The 18,595-nt window shown below is 59.3% G+C and carries 14 protein-coding genes and 6 pseudogenes; 16 read left to right on the forward strand and 4 right to left on the reverse strand.

Going from position 1 to position 18,595, the window contains the following annotated elements:
• Positions 1-69: 69 nt before the first annotated feature.
• Positions 70-293: pseudogene (locus tag CJU94_RS37900) on the reverse strand (transposase); the annotation flags it as partial.
• Between the two features lie 273 nt (positions 294-566).
• Between CJU94_RS37900 and CJU94_RS37905 the strand changes: the two are divergent.
• From CJU94_RS37905 to CJU94_RS37920, 4 genes are all read left to right on the forward strand, one after another.
• The gene (locus CJU94_RS37905; protein ID WP_095423803.1) at positions 567-902 is read left to right on the forward strand and encodes a non-heme iron oxygenase ferredoxin subunit; all 336 of its coding nucleotides are present in this window, start codon (positions 567-569) and stop codon (positions 900-902) included.
• Positions 903-938: 36 nt separating this feature from the next.
• Positions 939-2,297, forward strand: coding sequence for an SRPBCC family protein (locus tag CJU94_RS37910; RefSeq protein WP_095423688.1), 1,359 nt, complete (start codon positions 939-941; stop codon positions 2,295-2,297).
• Positions 2,297-2,791: an aromatic-ring-hydroxylating dioxygenase subunit beta gene (locus CJU94_RS37915; RefSeq protein WP_095423689.1), complete on the forward strand. Its 495-nt coding sequence runs from the start codon at positions 2,297-2,299 to the stop codon at positions 2,789-2,791. The genes CJU94_RS37910 and CJU94_RS37915 overlap by 1 nt, the downstream gene beginning before the upstream one ends.
• 737 nt (positions 2,792-3,528) lie before the next feature.
• Positions 3,529-4,350 carry a 1,6-dihydroxycyclohexa-2,4-diene-1-carboxylate dehydrogenase gene (locus CJU94_RS37920; RefSeq protein WP_095423804.1) on the forward strand — a complete coding sequence of 274 codons (822 nt, stop codon included), beginning with the start codon at positions 3,529-3,531 and terminating at the stop codon, positions 4,348-4,350.
• Positions 4,351-4,467: 117 nt separating this feature from the next.
• Here CJU94_RS37920 and CJU94_RS41180 read toward each other — a convergent pair.
• Positions 4,468-4,650: pseudogene (locus tag CJU94_RS41180) on the reverse strand (IS630-like element ISCARN39 family transposase); the annotation flags it as partial.
• 365 nt (positions 4,651-5,015) lie between these two features.
• Between CJU94_RS41180 and CJU94_RS37925 the strand changes: the two are divergent.
• The 11 genes and pseudogenes from CJU94_RS37925 to CJU94_RS37980 all read left to right on the forward strand — a co-directional run.
• A complete protein-coding gene (locus CJU94_RS37925) occupies positions 5,016-6,362 on the forward strand; it encodes an MFS transporter (protein ID WP_095423690.1) in 1,347 nt (448 codons plus the stop codon).
• A gap of 388 nt (positions 6,363-6,750) precedes the next feature.
• Positions 6,751-7,765 (forward strand): annotated as a pseudogene (locus CJU94_RS37935) (porin).
• 275 nt (positions 7,766-8,040) lie between these two features.
• The gene (locus tag CJU94_RS37940) at positions 8,041-8,670 is read left to right on the forward strand and encodes a hypothetical protein (protein WP_157763898.1); all 630 of its coding nucleotides are present in this window, start codon (positions 8,041-8,043) and stop codon (positions 8,668-8,670) included.
• Positions 8,670-10,244, forward strand: coding sequence for an FAD-binding oxidoreductase (locus CJU94_RS37945; protein ID WP_095423693.1), 1,575 nt, complete (start codon positions 8,670-8,672; stop codon positions 10,242-10,244). The genes CJU94_RS37940 and CJU94_RS37945 overlap by 1 nt, the downstream gene beginning before the upstream one ends.
• Positions 10,241-10,636 (forward strand): c-type cytochrome, encoded by a 396-nt coding sequence (locus CJU94_RS37950; protein ID WP_208457579.1) that lies wholly within the window; start codon positions 10,241-10,243, stop codon positions 10,634-10,636. Before CJU94_RS37945 ends, CJU94_RS37950 begins: the two co-directional genes overlap by 4 nt.
• Before the next feature lie 11 nt (positions 10,637-10,647).
• Positions 10,648-12,096, forward strand: a complete 1,449-nt coding sequence (locus CJU94_RS37955) for an aldehyde dehydrogenase family protein (RefSeq protein ID WP_095423694.1) — start codon at positions 10,648-10,650, stop codon at positions 12,094-12,096.
• Positions 12,086-13,570, forward strand: a complete 1,485-nt coding sequence (locus tag CJU94_RS37960) for a non-oxidative hydroxyarylic acid decarboxylases subunit C (RefSeq protein WP_095423695.1) — start codon at positions 12,086-12,088, stop codon at positions 13,568-13,570. The genes CJU94_RS37955 and CJU94_RS37960 overlap by 11 nt, the downstream gene beginning before the upstream one ends.
• Complete coding sequence (locus tag CJU94_RS37965) at positions 13,567-13,821, forward strand: non-oxidative hydroxyarylic acid decarboxylases subunit D (protein ID WP_176000397.1); 255 nt, start codon at positions 13,567-13,569, stop codon at positions 13,819-13,821. The genes CJU94_RS37960 and CJU94_RS37965 overlap by 4 nt, the downstream gene beginning before the upstream one ends.
• A 53-nt stretch (positions 13,822-13,874) precedes the next feature.
• Complete coding sequence (locus tag CJU94_RS37970; RefSeq protein WP_095423696.1) at positions 13,875-15,245, forward strand: FAD-binding oxidoreductase; 1,371 nt, start codon at positions 13,875-13,877, stop codon at positions 15,243-15,245.
• A 25-nt stretch (positions 15,246-15,270) separates the two neighbouring features.
• The gene (locus tag CJU94_RS37975; RefSeq protein WP_095423697.1) at positions 15,271-15,858 is read left to right on the forward strand and encodes a UbiX family flavin prenyltransferase; all 588 of its coding nucleotides are present in this window, start codon (positions 15,271-15,273) and stop codon (positions 15,856-15,858) included.
• Positions 15,859-16,075: 217 nt separating this feature from the next.
• Positions 16,076-16,447: pseudogene (locus CJU94_RS37980) on the forward strand (transposase); the annotation flags it as partial.
• On the opposite strand, the pseudogene CJU94_RS37985 reads toward CJU94_RS37980, so the two are convergent.
• Positions 16,369-16,653, reverse strand: a pseudogene (locus tag CJU94_RS37985) (integrase core domain-containing protein); the annotation flags it as partial. The pseudogenes CJU94_RS37980 and CJU94_RS37985 sit on opposite strands and share 79 nt — an antisense overlap.
• A 129-nt stretch (positions 16,654-16,782) precedes the next feature.
• On the opposite strand from CJU94_RS37985, the pseudogene CJU94_RS37990 reads away from it, so the two are divergent.
• Positions 16,783-17,390 (forward strand): annotated as a pseudogene (locus CJU94_RS37990) (IS3-like element ISButh1 family transposase); the annotation flags it as partial.
• Here the strand turns inward: CJU94_RS37990 and CJU94_RS37995 are convergent.
• Complete coding sequence (locus tag CJU94_RS37995; protein WP_095423698.1) at positions 17,342-18,355, reverse strand: IS110 family RNA-guided transposase; 1,014 nt, start codon at positions 18,353-18,355, stop codon at positions 17,342-17,344. The pseudogene CJU94_RS37990 and the gene CJU94_RS37995 overlap by 49 nt on opposite strands.
• Positions 18,356-18,595 lie beyond the last annotated feature (240 nt).

The following is an 18,595-nucleotide window of genomic DNA, read 5'->3' on the forward strand; positions in this document are numbered from 1 at the left end:
AATGGCGAACGAATTTTTTCGCGATCGGAGTGACTTTTGCTCGAAAACGAGGTTCACTCTGTGCGTTTTTCATACACATAACGGATTCCCCCATGTATCGAGCGCAGCCGATTCTTCGCGATCACCAGGTTTGCCAAGGCGAACAGGCTGAACAGTTGTGCCGTGTTCTTGGCGAGCCCCTTATAGCGGACCTTGCGATGGTGGAACAGGTTCTTGACGATATGAAACGGATGCTCGACCCGGGCGCGAATCTGCGCCTTGGTTCGCTCCACAGCGATCACCAGAACCTTGAGTTTTGAACGATGGGAGAACTGGCGCGTGGCTGGCGGTCGCAGAATGCGCCGTCAGCCACGCGGAGGGAGTTGCAATCATCGTCCGTGGAGTAGCCTTATCCGGGAAACCACCGAGTTTATAAATCTCGAGATTGTGTAAATATATTGAACATAGGCTGCGGAGTAAGCGATGTCGGTAATTGGATGCAGCGTGGAACTGTGTTTCTTCGTGGTGCCTTCGTCATCCATTGACGATAGGTCTGGACTCTTGGGCTGGAGATTTTTGTGACAAAAGTGAGTGATTCAGTCCGACTCATTAGCATTGCTAAACTTGAGGCAAACAGTGTGGTGCGCGTCGATGTTGATGGTCGACCCGCGGTGGCAGTGTTCAGGCTGGAAAACGATTTCTATGTGACAGACGATCTATGTACACATGGAAATGCTTCGCTCTCCGACGGAGAGATCGTCGATGGTGAAGTCGAATGCCCATTTCATGGCGGTAGCTTCGACATCCGAACCGGCGCGGCTTGCAAGTATCCGTGTACGTCGGCGCTTACCGTATATCCCGCCCAAGTCGAGGAAGGATGGGTATGCGCAGCACTGCACCACGGTTCGCGCATAACGGACTAGATCAAACAATCGAATGGCGGATAGGAGAAGTGCGATATGAACGATCGTCTTGAGGCGGACGCAGGCACGGGAGTTGGACGGGAAATCGGCGAGTTTATCCGTCACGAGGTCGGGGGCGTGCGCCGTGTAGATAGGCGGATTTTTACAGATCCTGAGTTGTTTGAGCTTGAGATGAAACAAATCTGGGAGAAGGTCTGGGTGTACGCGGGGCATGAAAGCCAGTTGCCAAAGCCCAAAGACTTTATGACGACCTGGATCGGGCGCACCCCAATTATTGTGAACCGCAACAAGTCTGGCGCGCTCAACGCGTTCGTGAACGTTTGCACGCATCGGGGTGCCACACTTTGCCGCACAACTAAAGGCAGCACGAGCAATTTTGTATGTCCGTTCCACGGATGGGCTTTCGATGGCGACGGAAACCTCCTTGCTCCGATGAATGAAGACGGCGCTGGCTATCCACCCGGGTTCGATAAGGCCAATCTCGGGCTTCGCCGGGTAAGACTGGAGAGCTATCGTGGCTTTCTCTTTGCGACGCTTAACGATTCCGCGGAGCCGATCAGGGAATATCTCGCTGAAAGCAAGGCATTTATCGACCTTATAGTTGATCAATCGCCGAAGGGTCTTGAGGTTCTCAAGGGGCGCTCGACCTACACCTACGACGGTAACTGGAAAATGCAGGCCGAAAATGGGGTTGATGGCTACCACGTGGCAGCCGTGCACGCCAATTATGTGCAAGTCATGCGGCATCGCGCGGAGTCGTTGACGCACGGTGAGAAGAACAAGGCGATGAATGTAGGCGATCTACCCAACGCACGAGGCGGGTATTACGACCTCGGCCACGGGCATACGGTTCTCTGGTCCGACTGGACGAACCCGCAGGACCGCCCTATTTACTCACGTCGCGAAGAGCTGACGGCGCGCCTCGGTCCGGAAAAGTCAGATTGGGCAGTTGGACGGTTGCGTAACCTGTTGATCTATCCGAACGTCTTGCTAATGGATCAGACCAGTACTCAAATTCGCGTATTTCGCCCTCTTTCGGTCAATAAAACTGAGGTGACGATTTTTTGTTTTGCACCCATTGGAGAAGCTCCGGCAGACCGTGCCAAGCGCATTCGCCAATACGAGGACTTTTTCAACGCGAGCGGGATGGCAACGCCTGACGACTTGACCGAGTTTGGTGAAAGCCAGAAAGGATGCACGGCAAACAGCGTGATCCGGTGGAGCGAGATGTCGCGTGGGGCAAGCCACGAGATTTCTGGTGCGGACGAAGGAGCGAGAGCACTTGGAATTGCTCCGCTTAGTAGCGGCGCTCGTATAGAAGATGAAGGAATTTTTGTGGCTCAGCATCAGCGGTGGTTGGATCTTATGAGTGCCAATTCAAAAGGGGAAGTGTGATGCGCGGCACGGAACAAGTGGAAAGCATCACGACGCTGTTGTTACTCGAAGCAAGATATGTTGATCTGCAAATGTGGGACGATTGGCTTTCTCTCTTCGATGAGAATGTTGAGTATTGGATTCCTGCATGGGAGTCCGAACACGAGTGCACTATCGATCCGCAGAATGAGCTGTCCCTCATGTACTACAACGGGCGTGCCGGACTGGAAGATCGCGTGTTCCGGATTCGAACGGGTCGCTCTGCCGCATCAATTCCACTACCCCGGACCTGTCACCTAGTGACAAACGTCATTGTGTCCCCGAATGCCGATGGCACGTGTAGCGCAAGCGCCAACTGGGTGACTCATCTGTTCCGCAACGGGGAGGCGACGCATTTTTTCGGTCGATACGAATATCTGCTGGTGCCCAATGAGGGTGGCTGGCGGATCCGGAAGAAGAAGATCATGGTACTTAACGACTTGATCCCCACCGTACTCGATATCTACAGCGTGTAAGAGTTTTTAGAAAGTGTTCGATCAGACGTGTGGAGATGCCGCAGAAACACTTCGCATCTCCTCGGCATGGTTTTTCTAATACCACATCTAGGCTTGCTCAATGAATACTCTTGCCCGAGAAGCTGTATGGTTGGTGTAGAAGAAAGCGCGTGTGACGATGAAGCAAAGCTAGTGGAATGCGGGACCGGTACATATATGTAGCGAAATTGGCGTTGCTTCCGTCGCGTCCGTTGACAAAGCGTTTGGTGTCGTTCGAAGCGTCTATGCTGTGTGGGTCCCATATCGTTTGACAGAACGCCGGCATGACCCGGGAAGCTGCTGCGCCGATCAAGCGCGGCTCGCTCTCCGGCCAGGCATAGGCGCAGCATGCATCTCCAGTAGCGCTCGCGCGTGAAGAGGCACAATGGGGCGCAGTCGCTTGACTTGCGTGTGTTGCGGCAGTGTTCGCCGGCTACCCCGAGGTAGCGGACTGCCGCCTGCGACAAAGTCGACCGCGATCTTGACTAGCCGTTTGGCCGCGTCAAAGTCGACACGGTGCACGTACCACGTGCCCAAGCGGCTTCGTCGAAGGGTTGATTCGTTATCGCTGCGCCCTGCGTGACTGGTATAGCATTCTACGCAGCAAGCCAGGCAAGATTGTAGATTCACCGCGCGTAAAGGGTTCGTTGCGCCGGGCTCGCGTCCGTCCTTGACCCACCAATCCACGCGGAATTCAAAAGAGGCTTTCAAAGATTATGATGACTGGTCAGGGTTCTCAGGTAGGTCAACCATCAAGGCGCGGCCGATCACGTTTTGCTGGAAAGACAGTCGTCGTAACAGGTGCGGCGCAGGGCATCGGCCGCGCGGTGGCTCTGGCAATGGCGGACGAGGGAGCTCAGGTTGCGCTCGTTGACCGCTCAAACATCGTTATGGAGGTTCGCGAGGTAATTGTCGGAAGAGGTCTCCAAGCGACAGCAATACAAGCGGACGTGGAGAAACATTCTGAATGCCAACGTATCATGAAGGACACAGCGCAAGCCTTGGGGCGCATTGATGTTCTGGTGAATAACGTTGGCGGGACAATTTGGGTGCAGCCGTATGAGCACTATAAAGAAGAACAGATCATTGCAGAAATAAACCGTTCCCTGTATCCGACACTTTGGTGCTGCCATGCCGCATTGCCATATATGTTGGCACAGGGCTCGGGCAGCATAGTGAATGTGTCGTCGACGGCGACGCGCGGTATCCACAGAGTACCGTACTCTGCGGCCAAGGGTGGGGTTAACGCGCTCACAGTGTGCTTGGCGTTCGAATATGCTGAAAAGGGAATTCGAGTTAACGCCGTCGCTCCCGGCGGCACCGATGTGGGTACCAGACGCATTCCACGAAACGACGTCCCGCCTTCTACCCACGAACAAGATTGGTACCAGGCGATCGTGGACCAGTCAGTTGCCTCGAGTTTTATGAGGCGGTATGGCACGCCCGAGGAGCAGGCAGCGGCTATTCTTTTCCTTGCTTCGGACGAAGCTTCTTATATTACGGGGACGGTTTTACCCGTTGCCGGCGGCGATCTTGGTTAGCGCTGGTCGGTGTTATTGACCCAGCCAGGACCTTGACCATTTTTATTTATTATCTGCGCTGAAGTTTCGCGATCGATATTGGCCGCCATTTTACTGAGACTTCCATAATTTACGTCATCACCAGAGCGTAGCCTGCATCCAGCACGCCGCGATGATCGAGGGTCGCTTTTGAGCGCTCTTGAGTTTGTTGCGTGCGGTGGCGTGCAATTCGCTCAGACCGTTGGGACAGTAGTTGGCCAGTGCTTGTCGCTTGAGCCACGCCCTCAGATATTCGACGGGATTGAGGTCGGGGCATACGGGGAAGAAAAGCCAATCTGAACAGAAGATGAGTTCTTTATCACTCACGACACATGCACTTACGCTAATGCGTCATTTGCTGACGGCAGATTCATGGAGAAATTGAATGACCATTCAAGGGGCGGTAGCGTCTGACATCCGAACTGGCGAGGCTCGCAAGTACCATGCACTACGACGGTGAGATGTACCCGGTTATAGTTCGGTTCATGTCGATACGGCTGGGACATGCCGCGCTTAACGAAGGTTTCAGACCCCGATGCATTCGAGTTCACGCCCTCGGGTCGTAAATTGCTCTTGACCCGGCAACCTACGAAACGACCCAACGTCGACAGGCACCGGGGCAGGCCTTTTATTCTTCGGAGAGGGATATGGAACCTGTCGAGTCGGAAGACATCAAGGCCTTCATCGACGCCCGAAAGGTGTCGGCGTATCAATGGCTCGTGCTGGTCCTGTGCTTCTGGATCGTTATGATGGATGGCCTCGATACAGCTGTGATGGGCTTCGTCGCACCCGTGATCATGCACGACTGGAGCGTGGGCCGCGCGGCGTTCGGCACGGTGATGAGCGCGGCGATGGTCGGCCTCGCGATCGGCGCGCTCGCGGCCGGGCCGGCAGCGGACCGTTTCGGCCGCAAGTTGGTGGTAATCGGTTCGGTGTTCTGTTTCGGCGTATTCACCGTATTCGGCTCGCTCGCCGATACTCCGACGCAGCTCGTCGTGCTACGTTTTCTGACGGGGCTTGGCCTCGGCGCGGCGATGCCGAATTCGACGACGCTGCTGTCCGAGTACGTTCCGTCGCGAAGCCGATCGCTGCTGCTCACGATAGCGGTCACCGGCTTCAATTTCGGCTCGGGAGCAGGCGGCTTCGTCGCGGCGTCGCTAATTCCGCGTTTCGGCTGGCACTCGGTTTTCCTGTTCTGCGGCATCCTACCCATCGCCAGCGTGCCTCTGCTCCTATGGCTGTTGCCGGAATCGGCGCAGCACATGCTCGTGCGTAAGACGCCGAGCGAGCGGATCGCGATCACCCTCGGGCGAGTGTGCCGCCACACGTTCGATGCGGGCGCGCAATTCACGTCGCCCGAGCCTGCGGTGACGGCCCGCGTCTCCGTGCGGATGCTCTTCGTTGACGGCTACGCGTTCAGCACAGTCATGCTGTGGGTCACATACTTCATGGGCCTTCTCATTGTCTATCTTCTGACGGGCTGGCTGCCGACGCTCATCAAGGACGCGGGCATGCCGGTCGAACGCGCAGCGGCGATCACGGGGATGTTCCAGCTCGGCGGGACGATGGGCGCGGTCGTCGTCGGCTTCGCGATGGATCGGTTGGACCGGAACGCGGTGATTGGCGCGGCGTATCTGCTCGGCGGAGTGTTCATCTTCGCGCTCGGCACGATCACGCTCGAGGCGTCGCTGCTGCCAATTTTCGTCGCTAGCGCGGGATTCTGCATTAGTGGCGCGCAAACGGGTCTTAACGCGCTCGCGCCGAGCTGTTATCCGACGCGAGCACGGGCGACCGGGGTGAGTTGGATGCTGGGCATCGGGCGGCTCGGTGGCATCCTGGGCTCGCTGTTCGGCGGTGCGCTGCTCTCGCTCGGCTTCTCGGTCGCCACGGTATTCTCGGTGCTCGCCGTGCCGGCCGTGATCGCTGCTCTCGCGATAGTCACGAACCGCATAGCGGTGCGCTACATCACCGCGTCCGTTACTGGCAACACCTGATCGACTGCGATGCAATGCTGATCCGCCGGCCGCGTTAGCCGGCTCCGTTGCCAGCGCGGTCGAGCTGGCCACTTCACAGAGGCCATGTGCAGATGGGCAATAATATTTCGCAATGCGTGGGATTACGAAGCGACGTTCGTCGCACTGTTGCGCTCGATCGTCGTGTGGATCGTGGTGCACGTAGGGATCGTTGCGGTCTCACCGGCGCCGCCGCATTACGACGGGACGACCGCGATCGGCGGGTTCACATTTGCACTTTTTGGTCACGCTGCCGCTCATTCACCGTGAGGCGGTTGACGGCGCGATTCAGACCTATCAGAAGGCCGCAGTAAAAGTGGCATTAATGGCTTATCTCTAAGTTAAAGACCGCTAGAAGGAGACCCGAAGCATGGAGAAGCGCAATAAGTTCCGACATACCTTCCCTTGCGCCACTGCGGCCGGCGCGACGCCGGCATTCGCCCAAAGCAGCGTCACGCTCTACGGGGACCGTCGACAACGGGATCGGCTACCAGAGCAGCCGAACCTCGCTCGGCTCAACGACGGGCGGCAAGTCCGCAGTGAAGATGAAGGCCAGCGTCTGGGCGGGCAGCCGCTTCGGGCTGAGGGGCAACGAAGATCTCGGTGGCAGCACGAAGGCGATTTTCCAGCTCGAGTCGGGCCTCAACTCGGCTACGGGTGCTGCCCATTACAGCGGCGCGCTGTTCGGTCGCAGGCGTGGGCTGGCGTGACGAATCCGGCGTACGGCACGTTGACGACCGGACGACAATACACGTCATACTACCAGACGCTGTCGCCGTACAGCCCAACGACGTGGCTCACTGGCTTTGGCTTCTATGGGCCGCACCCTGGCAACATCGACGGGCTCAACCTCGGCAATCGGGGCAACAACACGATCGAATACACGTCGCCGGCGATCAGAGGCTTAACGGTGAGCGGCTCGTACTCGCTCGGCGGCGTCGCAGGCAGCGTGACCGGAGGCGCGACATTGGCGGCGGTCATTCAATACGCGGCGGGGCCGCTCGGCTTCGCGGTCGCGTTCTCGCAGATCAACAACTCGAAGGCAGCGGGCGGCACGTGGGCCTCCAGCTCGACAACCTCCAACAACGGCGCGCAGATCGGCGTGTCGGCGCTGACGAATGGCTACCAGACGGCGCGCGCGCAGCAGCGCTTCGCGGCCGGTTTACAGCTACGCGCGCGCGACGCGGGCCGCCGAGACCAGCGACAGCGCACAGTATCCTCAGTTCAACCTTTCGCAGTACTACGCGTTGTCGAAGCGCACCGGACTCTGCGCGCTCGAGGCGTATCAGCGCGAGGGGCAAGACCGTCGGCGCCGTTTCAACACGACGCCGTCTTGGTCGGGCTGCCTGTTCGTGTTCGGGATGGGGATTATTCACCGGTTTTAACGCCGCGCGCCGAGCCTTGCCGAGCGACGGAGGGGTCCTCAGGGCGACGTGGCCATAAGCGCGCTGCTCGCGTGCTCGGCCCTCATATCGCTTCGACTCGAAGTCGATGAGAGGGGAAAGAGTGAGTCCCCAAGTGGCGGCCGGCTCGGCTGGACAAGAGACGGAGGATCGGCGTACGCCGGCCCGATCCTCGCGCTAAAGACAGCAGCGCGGATGTCGATTCATTACGATGCGGCGCGTGATCCGCCCGGTGTCGATCCTAAGGAGGAAGTTAGATGCAAGTTCTTACAAGACGACGATTTTGCCAAGTCGTCGGCTCACTAGCGGCTGAGCCTGTGCTGGCTTCAGGAAAGTTTCCTGGGTGCGAGGCGGCGACGGAGTCGTCCATAACCGTTTTGCAACTGCTGGTCGAGGCATCGATCGTGTCGTTTGCCGAACGGCGGATTTTCGAGCACGCGGCCAGGCGCTCGGCGGCTGGCCTGTCATGGGTGACGCTGGATGACCCGATGCGCCTGGGAGATACCTTCGCGCATCTCGATGGGGTGCGGCAGCAGGCAGCGGTGCACGGAATGGCTGTGGCAGTGATTGCGCGTCCGGCCATGGCGTTCGCGCTGCGTACGCATATCGAGCCGCAATGGCGGGTGCTGCTGTCGGCGCACATACGTGCTTCCGATGGCGCAAGTTTGCATCGTTTCGTCGGTACCAGGGAAGCGGTAAATGAACTGCGGGACGGTGCTGCGAAATGGAAAGGCGTAATCGGTTTCGCTTCTGGTTTGCTGGGTGTTGTCGCTCTTTCCCAAGGCGCTTCGGGCAACACGGAAAAAATTGAGGCCGATACGCATAGCAGAGACTGGCAAGCTTCAGACCTTGACGCATGGCTCGCCGCTAGCCCGAGGAGCGTCTGATGCAAAAAGTTCTACCGAGCGGCTTTTTGCCCGAAAAGTTCGCCGCTGTCCTCGCGGATTTGCGGAAGGCGGTCGGAAAAGAATACGTATTCAGTGACCCGCAATGGGATCTGCCGGCCTATAACGACGCCTATCTGACCACGCCTGCCGAATTGCATCAGCCGTCGGCTGCTGTGGCGCCGGCCAATATCGAGGAAGTCCTCAAAGTGCTTGCCGTGGCGAGCCGGTATGGGGCGCCGCTGTGGACCATCGGCACCGGCAAGAATTTTGCGTATGGTGGCCCGGCGCCACGCAAGGCCGGCTTCGTCGTCCTCGACATGAAGCGGATGAAGCGTATTCTCGAAGTCAATGAGAAACACGGTTACGCGGTGGTTGAGCCCGGCGTCAGTTACATCGATCTCTATCGACACCTGAAGAAAATCGGCTCCAGGCTGTGGATCGATTGCGCAGCGCCCGCCTGGGGCGGCGTCATGCCCAACACGCTTGAACACGGCGTCGGCTACACGCCCTATGGCGACCACTTGATGATGCAGTGCGGCATGGAGGTGGTTCTGGCTGACGGCACCGTCGTGAATACGGGCATGGGGGCTTTGCCCAACAGCCAAACTGCCCACCTGTACAAATACGGTTTCGGCCCCAGTATGGACGGCTTGTTTACCCAGTCCAATTATGGCGTAGTGACCAAGATGGGTGTTTGGCTGATGCCCGAGCCTCGAGGCTATCGGCCCTACATGTTTACGTTCGAGCGCGAGGAGGATCTGGAAGCGGTCACGGAAGCCTTGCGTCCGCTCAAGGTCAATATGCTGATTCCCGCCGTGGCGGTGACGGCTGGGCTGATTTGGGATGCAGCCGTGCAGGTGCGCCGCAGCGACTATTACACAGGTAGGGGTCCCTTGCCGCCGAGCGCGCGCCAAAAGATGAAGCGGGATCTACGTATTGGGGAATGGAATTTCTATGGCGCCCTCTACGGTCCGGAACCAATCATGGACAACACTTGGGAAGTTATTCGCGACATTTTCATGGGAATACCAGGCGCCAAGGTTTACCTGGATGCGGATCGCAAGGGCGAGGCGGCGTGGGAGTACCGCAAGAAGCTTGGCATGGGCGTGCCCAACATGACCGAATACAACCTGATGAACTGGATTCCCAATGGCGCTCACATTGATTTCTCCCCCATCTCGCCGGTTACCGGGCCCGATGCCATGCGGCAATATGCTCTGATTCGCGACCGCTGCGATGCCGCCGGATTCGATTATTGCGGCGAATTCGCCGTTGGCTGGCGCGACATGCATCATATCTTCTGCCTGACCTTCGAGCGTGATAACGAGGACTCGAAGGCGCGGGCAAACAAACTTTTTGGCGAACTGGTCCGGGCGGCGTCAGAGGCCGGTTATGGCGAATATCGCACGCACATCGATTTCATGGACCAGATTGCCGCTACATACAACTGGAACGACCGATCGCTCTGGCGGCAGCACGAAAAGTTGAAGGACGCCCTCGATCCGCAAGGCATTCTATCGCCCGGCAAGATGGGGATATGGCCGAAAACCATGCGCAAGGAGGTCAAGGCATGAAGCGCGTGTCATCGGTTTTGCTGAACAATATGCTCGCGGCGCTGCTGCTGGGCGGCATGGGCCTGGGCGCAGCTCAGGCCGCGGGGCCTTTCGACGCCGACATCATGGCGAAGGGGCAGGCGGTTTACACGCATTACTGCGCCGTGTGCCACGCCCTTGGGGTGGAAAATCCCGGCACGTTCGCACTGGCCAAGTATTACGGCATGGATAAGGCGGCGCTGATCCAGCGCGACAATCTCACTGTCGATTTCGTCAAGTACCTCGTACGCAATGGACGCGGCTTGATGCCAGCCTTCCGTCCCGCCGAGATCAGTAACCAGGAGCTTGATGCGCTGTCGCGTTATCTCGCAGCGGGACCGCATATCGGCTTGCCGGCAAAAATCAAAAATTGATGGAGACAAAAATGGCAATTGTCAAGACGCAACTCTGGATCGATGGCCAGTTCCGTGACGCTAAGAGCGGCGCTACTTTCCAGGACCTGAACCCGGAAAACGATCTGCCTTACGCCGAAGCGAGCCGCGGCGCCCCAGAGGATGTAGAGTTAGCCATTCAGGCCGCGCACGCGGCGTTTGCAAGTTATCGCGAAACCGCACCGGCGCAGCGCGAAAACTGGCTGATCAAGGCCGCCGAATTGCTGGAGCAGCGCGCGGAGGACTTCATCGAGGTGTTGATTGACGAGATCGGTTCGCCGCTCATCAAGGCGCAATTCGAGCTCAAGTACGCGCTGGCCCATTTGCGCGCCGCCGCCGGCATTCCCCGGCGCATCAGCGGACTGACGCTGCCTTCGGATACGCCGGGGCGGTTGTCACTGGCCGTGCGCGAGCCGCTGGGCGTATTTGCCTGCATCACCCCGTTCAATGTGCCCCTGATCAAGGCCATGAAGCAATGCACCGGGCCGTTGGCCACTGGCAACACTGTCGTGTTGCTAGCATCCGAACATGCGCCGGTGCTTGCCGTGCGGGTCGCCGAGCTGTTCCGCGACGCGGGCCTTCCTGCCGGCAGTTTCAACGTCATCAGCGGTTTCGGCGAAGAGATCGGTGACTGCCTCGTGGCGCATCCCTTGAATCGGGGCCTCAACTTTACCGGCTCCACGCGGGTGGGGCGCCATCTTTCCGAACTGTGTGGCCGACACTTCAAGCGCTCCCTGCTCGAGCTGGGTGGCAAAAGCCCCCTTGTTGTCCTCAAGGATGCCGATCTCAACGCCGCCGTACAGGGCGCAGTAATGGGGATGTTCCTCTACCAGGGGCAGGTATGCATGGGCTCCAGCCGGATTCTGGTCGAGAGCGCCGTGCATGACGAGTTCCTTGGGCGTTTCACGGAGGCTGCCGAGGCCATCGGCCATGGTGACCTGCGCGATCCCGGCACCTGGATCGGACCCATTATCTCGGTGCGCCAGCGTGAGCGCATCCAGCGCCACATCGACAATGCCGTGACGCAAGGTGCCCTGGTCGTGACCGGCAACAAATGGGCAGGTAACCGATGTCTGCCGACGATACTCACGGGCGTCAAGCCGGAGATGGAGTGTTACTACGAGGAGACCTTCGGCCCGGTAACATCCGTTTATCCCGTGCAGTCGCCCGAAGCGGCGCTGAGTCTTGCCAATGACACCGTTTACGGTCTCTCGGCGGCCATTTACACCCAGAATCTGACCGAGGCGATTCGTCTGGCTAGCGGCATTCGCTCGGGCATGGTGCATATCAACGCCCCGTCGTTGTACGACGAGCCGCATGTGCCTTTTGGCGGCGTCGGCGAATCGGGAATGGGGCGTGAAGGTACGGTGACGGACATCGATCACTGTACCGAATGGAAGTGGGTGACGATTCAAACGCCCGGAGCCAGCCATGGTCACTGACAAAGGCGTGGCGCTGTCCGCCATGGCGCACCAGGTTGCGAAGCGGGTGCGGTGCCTGCGCGACTTTCTCGATCTGTTGTCCGAGCATGGGCAGTGCGTGCATTGGCCGGATGCCGTGCTGCCCGAGCCCGATATCCGTCATATCGCCGTGGCCGCTGGCAACGATCCCGGCGGCGGTCCTGCGATCCTTTTCGATCGGATTCGCGGTTATCCGGGCAAGCGCCTTGCGGTCAATGTTCACGGCAGCTTCGCCAATCTGGCGATCTTGATGGGGCAACCCAAGACTGCCACCGTGCGCGAACTGTTTTTCGATCTGATCAAGCGCTGGGGATCTGATCAACCGCTGCTCGAATGGGTGGCAACGGATCAGGCGCCGATATTCGAGAACGTCCGGGAAAAAGACTTCAACCTCTACGAACTATTGCCGCTGCATCGTATCAACGCCAGCGATGGGGGTTTCTACATTGGCAAGGCGTGCGTGGTGAGCCGCGACCCGCTTGATCCGGACGAGTTCGGCAAGCAGAATGTTGGAATCTACCGCATCCAGCCCATGGGGGGCGACACTTTTACCCTGCTATCGATCCCCTCGCACGACATGGGGCGGCAGATCATGGCTGCCGAGCAGAACGGCAAGCCGTTGCATATTTCCGTTATGCTGGGCAACCATCCAGCGATGGTGCTGTTCGCCGCGACGCCGGTCGGTTACGAGGAATCCGAGTACGCCTACGCTTCGCAGATGATGGGAGCGCCGCTACGCCTTACAAAAGCCGCCAACGGCACTGATATCCTGGCCGATAGCGAGATCCTGATCGAGGCGGAATTGTTGCTCAACCATCGCGAGACCGAGGGGCCGTTCGGCGAGTTTCCGGGCAGCTACAGCGGGGTGCGCAAAGTCCCGCTGTTCCGCATTACGCGCATCGCGCACCGTACCGACCCGATTTTCGAAAGCATTTATATCGGCAAGGGATGGACCGAACACGACACCTTGATCGGCCTCAATACCTCGGCGCCCGTCTACGCACAACTCAAGAAGGATTTCCCGGAGGTCGAAGCGGTTAATGCCATGTATCAGCACGGCATGACGGCGGTGATCTCGGTGCGCAACCGTTATGGCGGTTTCGCCAAGTCGGTGGCAATGCGCGCGCTGGGGACACCGCACGGGCTGATGTATCTCAAGAACATCATCCTGGTCGATGAAACGGTGGACCCGTTCAATCTGAACGATGTGATGTGGGCGCTTTCGACGCGGACCCGCGCCGCAGATATTATCGTGCTGCCCAATATGGCCATGGTGCCGATCGATCCGTCTGCCGAAGTGCCGGGCAGGGGCCACCATCTCATCATCGACGCGACCAGTTTCGTCGCCCCGGATAATCTGGGTGCCGATCCGCACCTGGTGGAACGTCCGCGTAGTGCGGAAATCGATGCGCTGGCGCAGCGCCTGCGTGAATTGCAGCAAGGAGGTGTCGCATGAATGCGATCCAGGAAAACAATCCCCCTTGCCCGCGCTGTGAGTCGCAGGCAGCGGCCCTGATGCATCATGGGATCGACAATGGCGAGAGGGTATGGTCGATCTGGCACTGCACCCAGTGTGCCTTTACCTGGCGGGACAGCGAACCGCCCGCGTCCATCGATCTCCGAAAGCGCGCTGCGTGGTCGCAACTGAAGGGCGTTGATCTGACGCAGTTGCGCCAGGTGATTTTGCCGTCCGACACGCCGAGATAAGCGGTCGATGAGCTAGCCATGATTAAAGTTGCCAAGCAATAACGAGGGAAGTGATGAAGAATTTTTCGGAACTGCTGCAAAAATCTGGGATCGCGCTCGATCCTGTCCGTACCGCTGCAATGGCCTTGCGCGGCGCGGTTGGCATGGTGACGCCAAAGTTCGCCGTGCGCCCGGCAACGGTTGAGCAGGTGCAGACGATCCAGAAGGCGGCAAAGGCCGATGGCGTGACGCTCTGGGTTACGCCGAATCACAGCGGTAATGGCTTGCAGGCGCCGGCAGCCGGTTCCGAGCGGTCGGTGCTGGTCGATCTGTCGCGCATGAACCGTATTCTCAAGGTAGATACGGATTCGGCGTATGTGCTGGTGGAGCCAGGCGTGAGTTATGGCGAGTTGCGCCGATGGCTCAAGGACAAGGGTTTCTCCATATGGGTCGACGCGGGGCGGGATGACGATGCGTCGATAATGGGCGGCATCCTGGATCGGGCCTTCGGTTATACGGCCTATGGCGACCATGCGATGATGCAGTGCGGCCTGGAATTGGTGATGCGCGATGGCACCCTAGTGCGTACAGGGATGGGGGCGTTTGGCACGGACGATGGACGTGCCTGGCAACTGTTCAAGTATGGATTCGGGCCTTACACCGATGGCTTGTATCAACAAGGCGACTGGGCCGTGCCCACCAAGGTCGGTTTCTGGATTTCACCCCAGCCCCCGGCATATCGGCCTTTTGCCTTGCGCATGGATGATGAAAAGGCCTTCGTCGCGGCGACCGAGGCGGCGCGCGATTTGCGCATCAATATGGTAGTGCCCAATAACATGGTCCTGATCGACAAGGCGAGCGACGAAGCGCTGTATGGGCCGGGGGCATCGCCCTGGAACCTGTATGGTGCCGTGTATGGACTGCCCAAGAATTTGGATTTTTTGTGGACGATGCTGCACGGCTTGGCCGGGAAGCTCGGCGGGCGTCTCGAAGACCTCGGTCAGGTTTCTAGCGGCCCGGGTGGCGCGCATGCGGCCCTGATGCGCGGCGAGGCGAGCGCCGCGTGGTGCGCGTTTCACGAACGTCACCAGGGGCGTTACCTGCGGCTGGTGTTTGCCCTGCCGATCGAAGGCGACAAGGCGCTGCGTTTTGTCGCACGCAGCCGCGAGTTGGCTAGGGAAAGCGGCTGCGATCTCGTGATCGAGCAAGGCACTTCGTGGCGTGCCCTGCTGGCCGAGGTCCTGCTCGTCGCCCCCGACGGCGACAATAAGAAGCAGCGGGATTGTGCCGAGCGGCTGATCCAGGCTTGGGCGCTGGAAGGCATCGGCGTGGTTCGAGCCGATCCCGCGCTGCGGGCAGCTGCGCTAGGAACCTATGCTGACGCCGGCTTTGTCAAGCTGCGTGGCAACGTCGCGGCAGCGCTCACCGACGGCGTGGCCGCATGATGACACGGGTGCGGAGGAGCCTTCCATGAGTACAAGCGCGAGGCGGCTCATCGTCGGCGTGACTGGCGCATCGGGTTCGGTGATCGCGTTGCGGCTGCTGCAGTTGCTGCAGCAAGCGGATGACTGGGAGGTTCACCTGGTCCTCTCGCCCGCCGCGATCCTTAACGCGCAGATTGAGTTGAATCTGGGACGGGAGGCATTTGAGCCTCTGGCCCACCGAGTCTATGCGCACAAGGATATCAGCGCGTCCATCGCGTCGGGGTCGTTTCGCACCGAAGGGATGGTGATTGTCCCTTGCTCGATGAACACCCTTTCGGCCGTGGCGCACGGCGCCAGCAGCAACCTGATCGCGCGGGCGGCGGACGTAGTTCTCAAAGAGCGGCGCAAGCTGGTCCTGGTGGCGCGCGAGGCGCCCTTGAATCTGATTCAGCTACGCAACATGACCGCCGCCACCGAGGCTGGCGCGGTCGTCTTTCCGCCGGTGCCGTCGTTTTATCTTGGCGAGATCAGTTTTCAGCAGATGGTGACGCAGATCGCCGGACGCGTGCTGGATCAATTCGGGATCGACAACCCCGATGTATTTCGCTGGAACGGCATCAAGAGTCGGGCTTAAACAAATCGGGGAGCCTTGCTGAATGGGGGTAGCTGCCGAAACCGGTGGTGTGAGAATTGCAGGGTGCGTGCATATTGAGTCGCCCCTTCAGAACTGCAAGAGCTAGCCCCAACGAGTGATGGGAAGAAGTTCGGAGATTATTTAACTCCCAGAAACAATATCGATCTGATTTTCTTTCTGGTGACCTTACCCCGCCGAGTACACCATTCGTAATTTAGTTAGCGCGATTCCTGGTGTTGGGCTGCTGACGTCCACCGCAGCCGTCGCAACGATGGGTGATGCAAAGGCATTCAGGTCCGGTCGCGAGTTTGCCGCGTGTATCGGGATTGTGCCAGAGCAGAGAGGCACGGGCGGCAAGGTGAACCTGCTCGGCATATCGAAGCGTGGCGATACATACTTGCGCGCGCTCCTGATTCACGGTGCACGCAGTGTCTTGTCGAATTCAAAGAACCCCGGCGAGTGGGTCGAGCAGATGATGAAGCGACGGCCGAAGAACGTCGTGATCGTTGCGCTTGATGACACCGCATTACGCCTGAACTCGCGAGGCGAGCGGTATTTCAGGGCTTTGTGCGGGTGGCGCTCATTGTAGTGTTCAAACGCGATTGCCAGACGCGAGAGCGCTGTTGGTGCGTCAGGCTTGTCCATATAGGCGACGTAATCGTGCTTCATGGTCTTCACGAACGATTCGGCCATGCCATTGCTCTGCGGCGAACGGACCGGCGTGGTCAGCGGCTCAAGACCCAGTTCGCGAGCGAAGCTGCGCGTGCGGTGGTCGATGTAGGCCGAGCCGTTGCTGTTTGTAGTTTTCCTCGACAACACGGGAGGCAAGGACGGGATGACAAAGACGTCCAGCAGTTTGCAGGACCTGGAGCGGCCCCACGTATCTGAGGACACGAGGACTCTCTTAAAATAAGGGATAGTCTTGTGCCTATCAGTAAGCCTAGTCATTACGTGGAAAGCATCGAAATTCTGACCGAGCCGGAGCGCCGTCGTCGGCGCACGGCGCAAGAAAAAATCGCCATCGTGCAGGAAACATTGGAGCCGGGAGCGTCGGTGTCGGCCGTTGCACGTCGGCACGGCGTCAATGCCAACCAGGTGTTCGGCTGGCGCAAGCAATACCAGGAAGGCAGTCTGGCGGCGGTGAAGGCAGGTGAAACCGTTGTGCCGGCATCTGAGCTGGCCGCCGCCATCAAGGAAATCAAGGAGCTGCAACGGCTACTCGGGAAGAAGACGCTGGAGGTCGAAATCCTGAAAGAAGCCGTGGAATGGGGCCGTTCAAAAAACCTGATTGCGCGCTCGCCCTTGCTGCCGGGGGACGACCGATGAAGACGGTCTGCGAAGTTCTCGGCGTGGCGCGCTCTGCCGTGGCGGTGAAGCGAGCTCGCTCGTCCGACTGGCGCGATGGTCGCCGTGCCCGTGTGACCAACGATGCCGGGCTGGTCGAGGAGATTCAGGCCCATGTGGCGCACCTTCCTACCTACGGCTACCGGCGTGTCTGGGCGCTGCTGCGCCGCAGTCGGGAGCAGAGCGGTGCGCCGTCCCACGGCTTCCCTGTTTTGACCATTGCGTTGAGGATGGTCAGCAGCTTGCGCATGCAGGCGACGAGCGCGACCTTCTTCGGTTTGCCCGCGGCGACGAGACGCTCATAGAACACCTTGAGGACAGGATTGAAGCGAACCGCCACCAGCGCAGCCATGTACAGCACCCGCCGCACGCTGCCCCGACCGTCGAAGATCGTGCGTTTTCCTCGCATGCGCCCCGAGTCGCGATTGATCGGCGCAACGCCGATCAGCGCGCTGATCTCGCGGCGCGTCAGCTGGCCCAGTTCCGGCACCTCAGCAATCAGCGTGGAAATGGTTGTCTTGCCGACGCCCTTTGCGCTGTCGAGCAGGCTCGACAGATCGGCAAAGTGCGCCTGAACGTGCCCGGCTATGTCGCTGTCGATACGCTCGAGTTCGGTGGTCAGGGCTTCGATGATGGTGTCAATGCTCTTCCTGGTTGCAGCCGGCGCCCCCTGAGCCAACCGGTTGCCTTCGGCGCCTTGCATGGCGACCAGTTGACGACGGCGGGTGACCAGGGCCGCCAAGGCCTGCTGTTCTGCGCTCGGCAGCGGTTTGACGAACCTGTCACGCTCCGGACTGCGTTCAATGACTTCGCCGAGCTGGGCGAGGATACGTGCATCGATGCGGTCGGTCTTCGCCAGTTGCCCCATGGCTCGCGCAAAATCCCGCGCCTGTCGGGGATTGATGATCGCCACCGCGTAACCCGCAGTCTGCAATACAGCGGCAGCGGCTGTTTCAAGACCGCCAGTGGCTTCCATCACGACCAGCGTGACCTGGTGTGTCGCCAGGTGCGTCAGCAGGGCATCGAAGCCTTTGGAATCGTTAGTCAGACTCAGTGGTGGCGACTTCAGGCCTATCGCTATGTCCAGCGTGGCTTTCGCCACATCAATGCCAATCGTGACTGGTGCGGAGGTCGAATCTGGCAAGCTCGTCATTTCCCTTCCTTGCTTATGCGAATTAGGTTCAAACAACTGTTCGGGCTTTCGACGAGCGGCTCGGCTCGTGCGCCATTTGCTACGGGACGGGCTTGTAAGCCCCAAGGGCGAACAGGCTGCACGAGCTTTGCCAAACCAACGTCAACAACAAAAATCAACGACAGGCTGTGGATTTGTGGACGATGCGCCTGCGGCACACCCGCAAGCTTACCGTGGACAAGGCTGCGCGTTGCCCACCGC

It is taken from the genome of Paraburkholderia aromaticivorans, from assembly GCF_002278075.1.
Classification (GTDB): domain Bacteria; phylum Pseudomonadota; class Gammaproteobacteria; order Burkholderiales; family Burkholderiaceae; genus Paraburkholderia; species Paraburkholderia aromaticivorans.

Bases quoted from the DNA above. Each gene is read 5' to 3' on its own strand.
- CJU94_RS37910 (WP_095423688.1), top strand. From the start codon at position 939: ATGAACGATCGTCTTGAGGCGGACGCAGGCACGGGAGTTGGACGGGAA.
- CJU94_RS37915 (WP_095423689.1), top strand. From the start codon at position 2,297: ATGCGCGGCACGGAACAAGTGGAAAGCATCACGACGCTGTTGTTACTC.
- CJU94_RS37920 (WP_095423804.1), top strand. From the start codon at position 3,529: ATGACTGGTCAGGGTTCTCAGGTAGGTCAACCATCAAGGCGCGGCCGA.
- CJU94_RS37925 (WP_095423690.1), top strand. From the start codon at position 5,016: ATGGAACCTGTCGAGTCGGAAGACATCAAGGCCTTCATCGACGCCCGA.
- CJU94_RS37940 (WP_157763898.1), top strand. From the start codon at position 8,041: ATGCAAGTTCTTACAAGACGACGATTTTGCCAAGTCGTCGGCTCACTA.
- CJU94_RS37945 (WP_095423693.1), top strand. From the start codon at position 8,670: ATGCAAAAAGTTCTACCGAGCGGCTTTTTGCCCGAAAAGTTCGCCGCT.
- CJU94_RS37950 (WP_208457579.1), top strand. From the start codon at position 10,241: ATGAAGCGCGTGTCATCGGTTTTGCTGAACAATATGCTCGCGGCGCTG.
- CJU94_RS37955 (WP_095423694.1), top strand. From the start codon at position 10,648: ATGGCAATTGTCAAGACGCAACTCTGGATCGATGGCCAGTTCCGTGAC.
- CJU94_RS37960 (WP_095423695.1), top strand. From the start codon at position 12,086: ATGGTCACTGACAAAGGCGTGGCGCTGTCCGCCATGGCGCACCAGGTT.
- CJU94_RS37965 (WP_176000397.1), top strand. From the start codon at position 13,567: ATGAATGCGATCCAGGAAAACAATCCCCCTTGCCCGCGCTGTGAGTCG.
- CJU94_RS37970 (WP_095423696.1), top strand. From the start codon at position 13,875: ATGAAGAATTTTTCGGAACTGCTGCAAAAATCTGGGATCGCGCTCGAT.
- CJU94_RS37975 (WP_095423697.1), top strand. From the start codon at position 15,271: ATGAGTACAAGCGCGAGGCGGCTCATCGTCGGCGTGACTGGCGCATCG.
- CJU94_RS37995 (WP_095423698.1), bottom strand. From the start codon at position 18,355: ATGACGAGCTTGCCAGATTCGACCTCCGCACCAGTCACGATTGGCATT.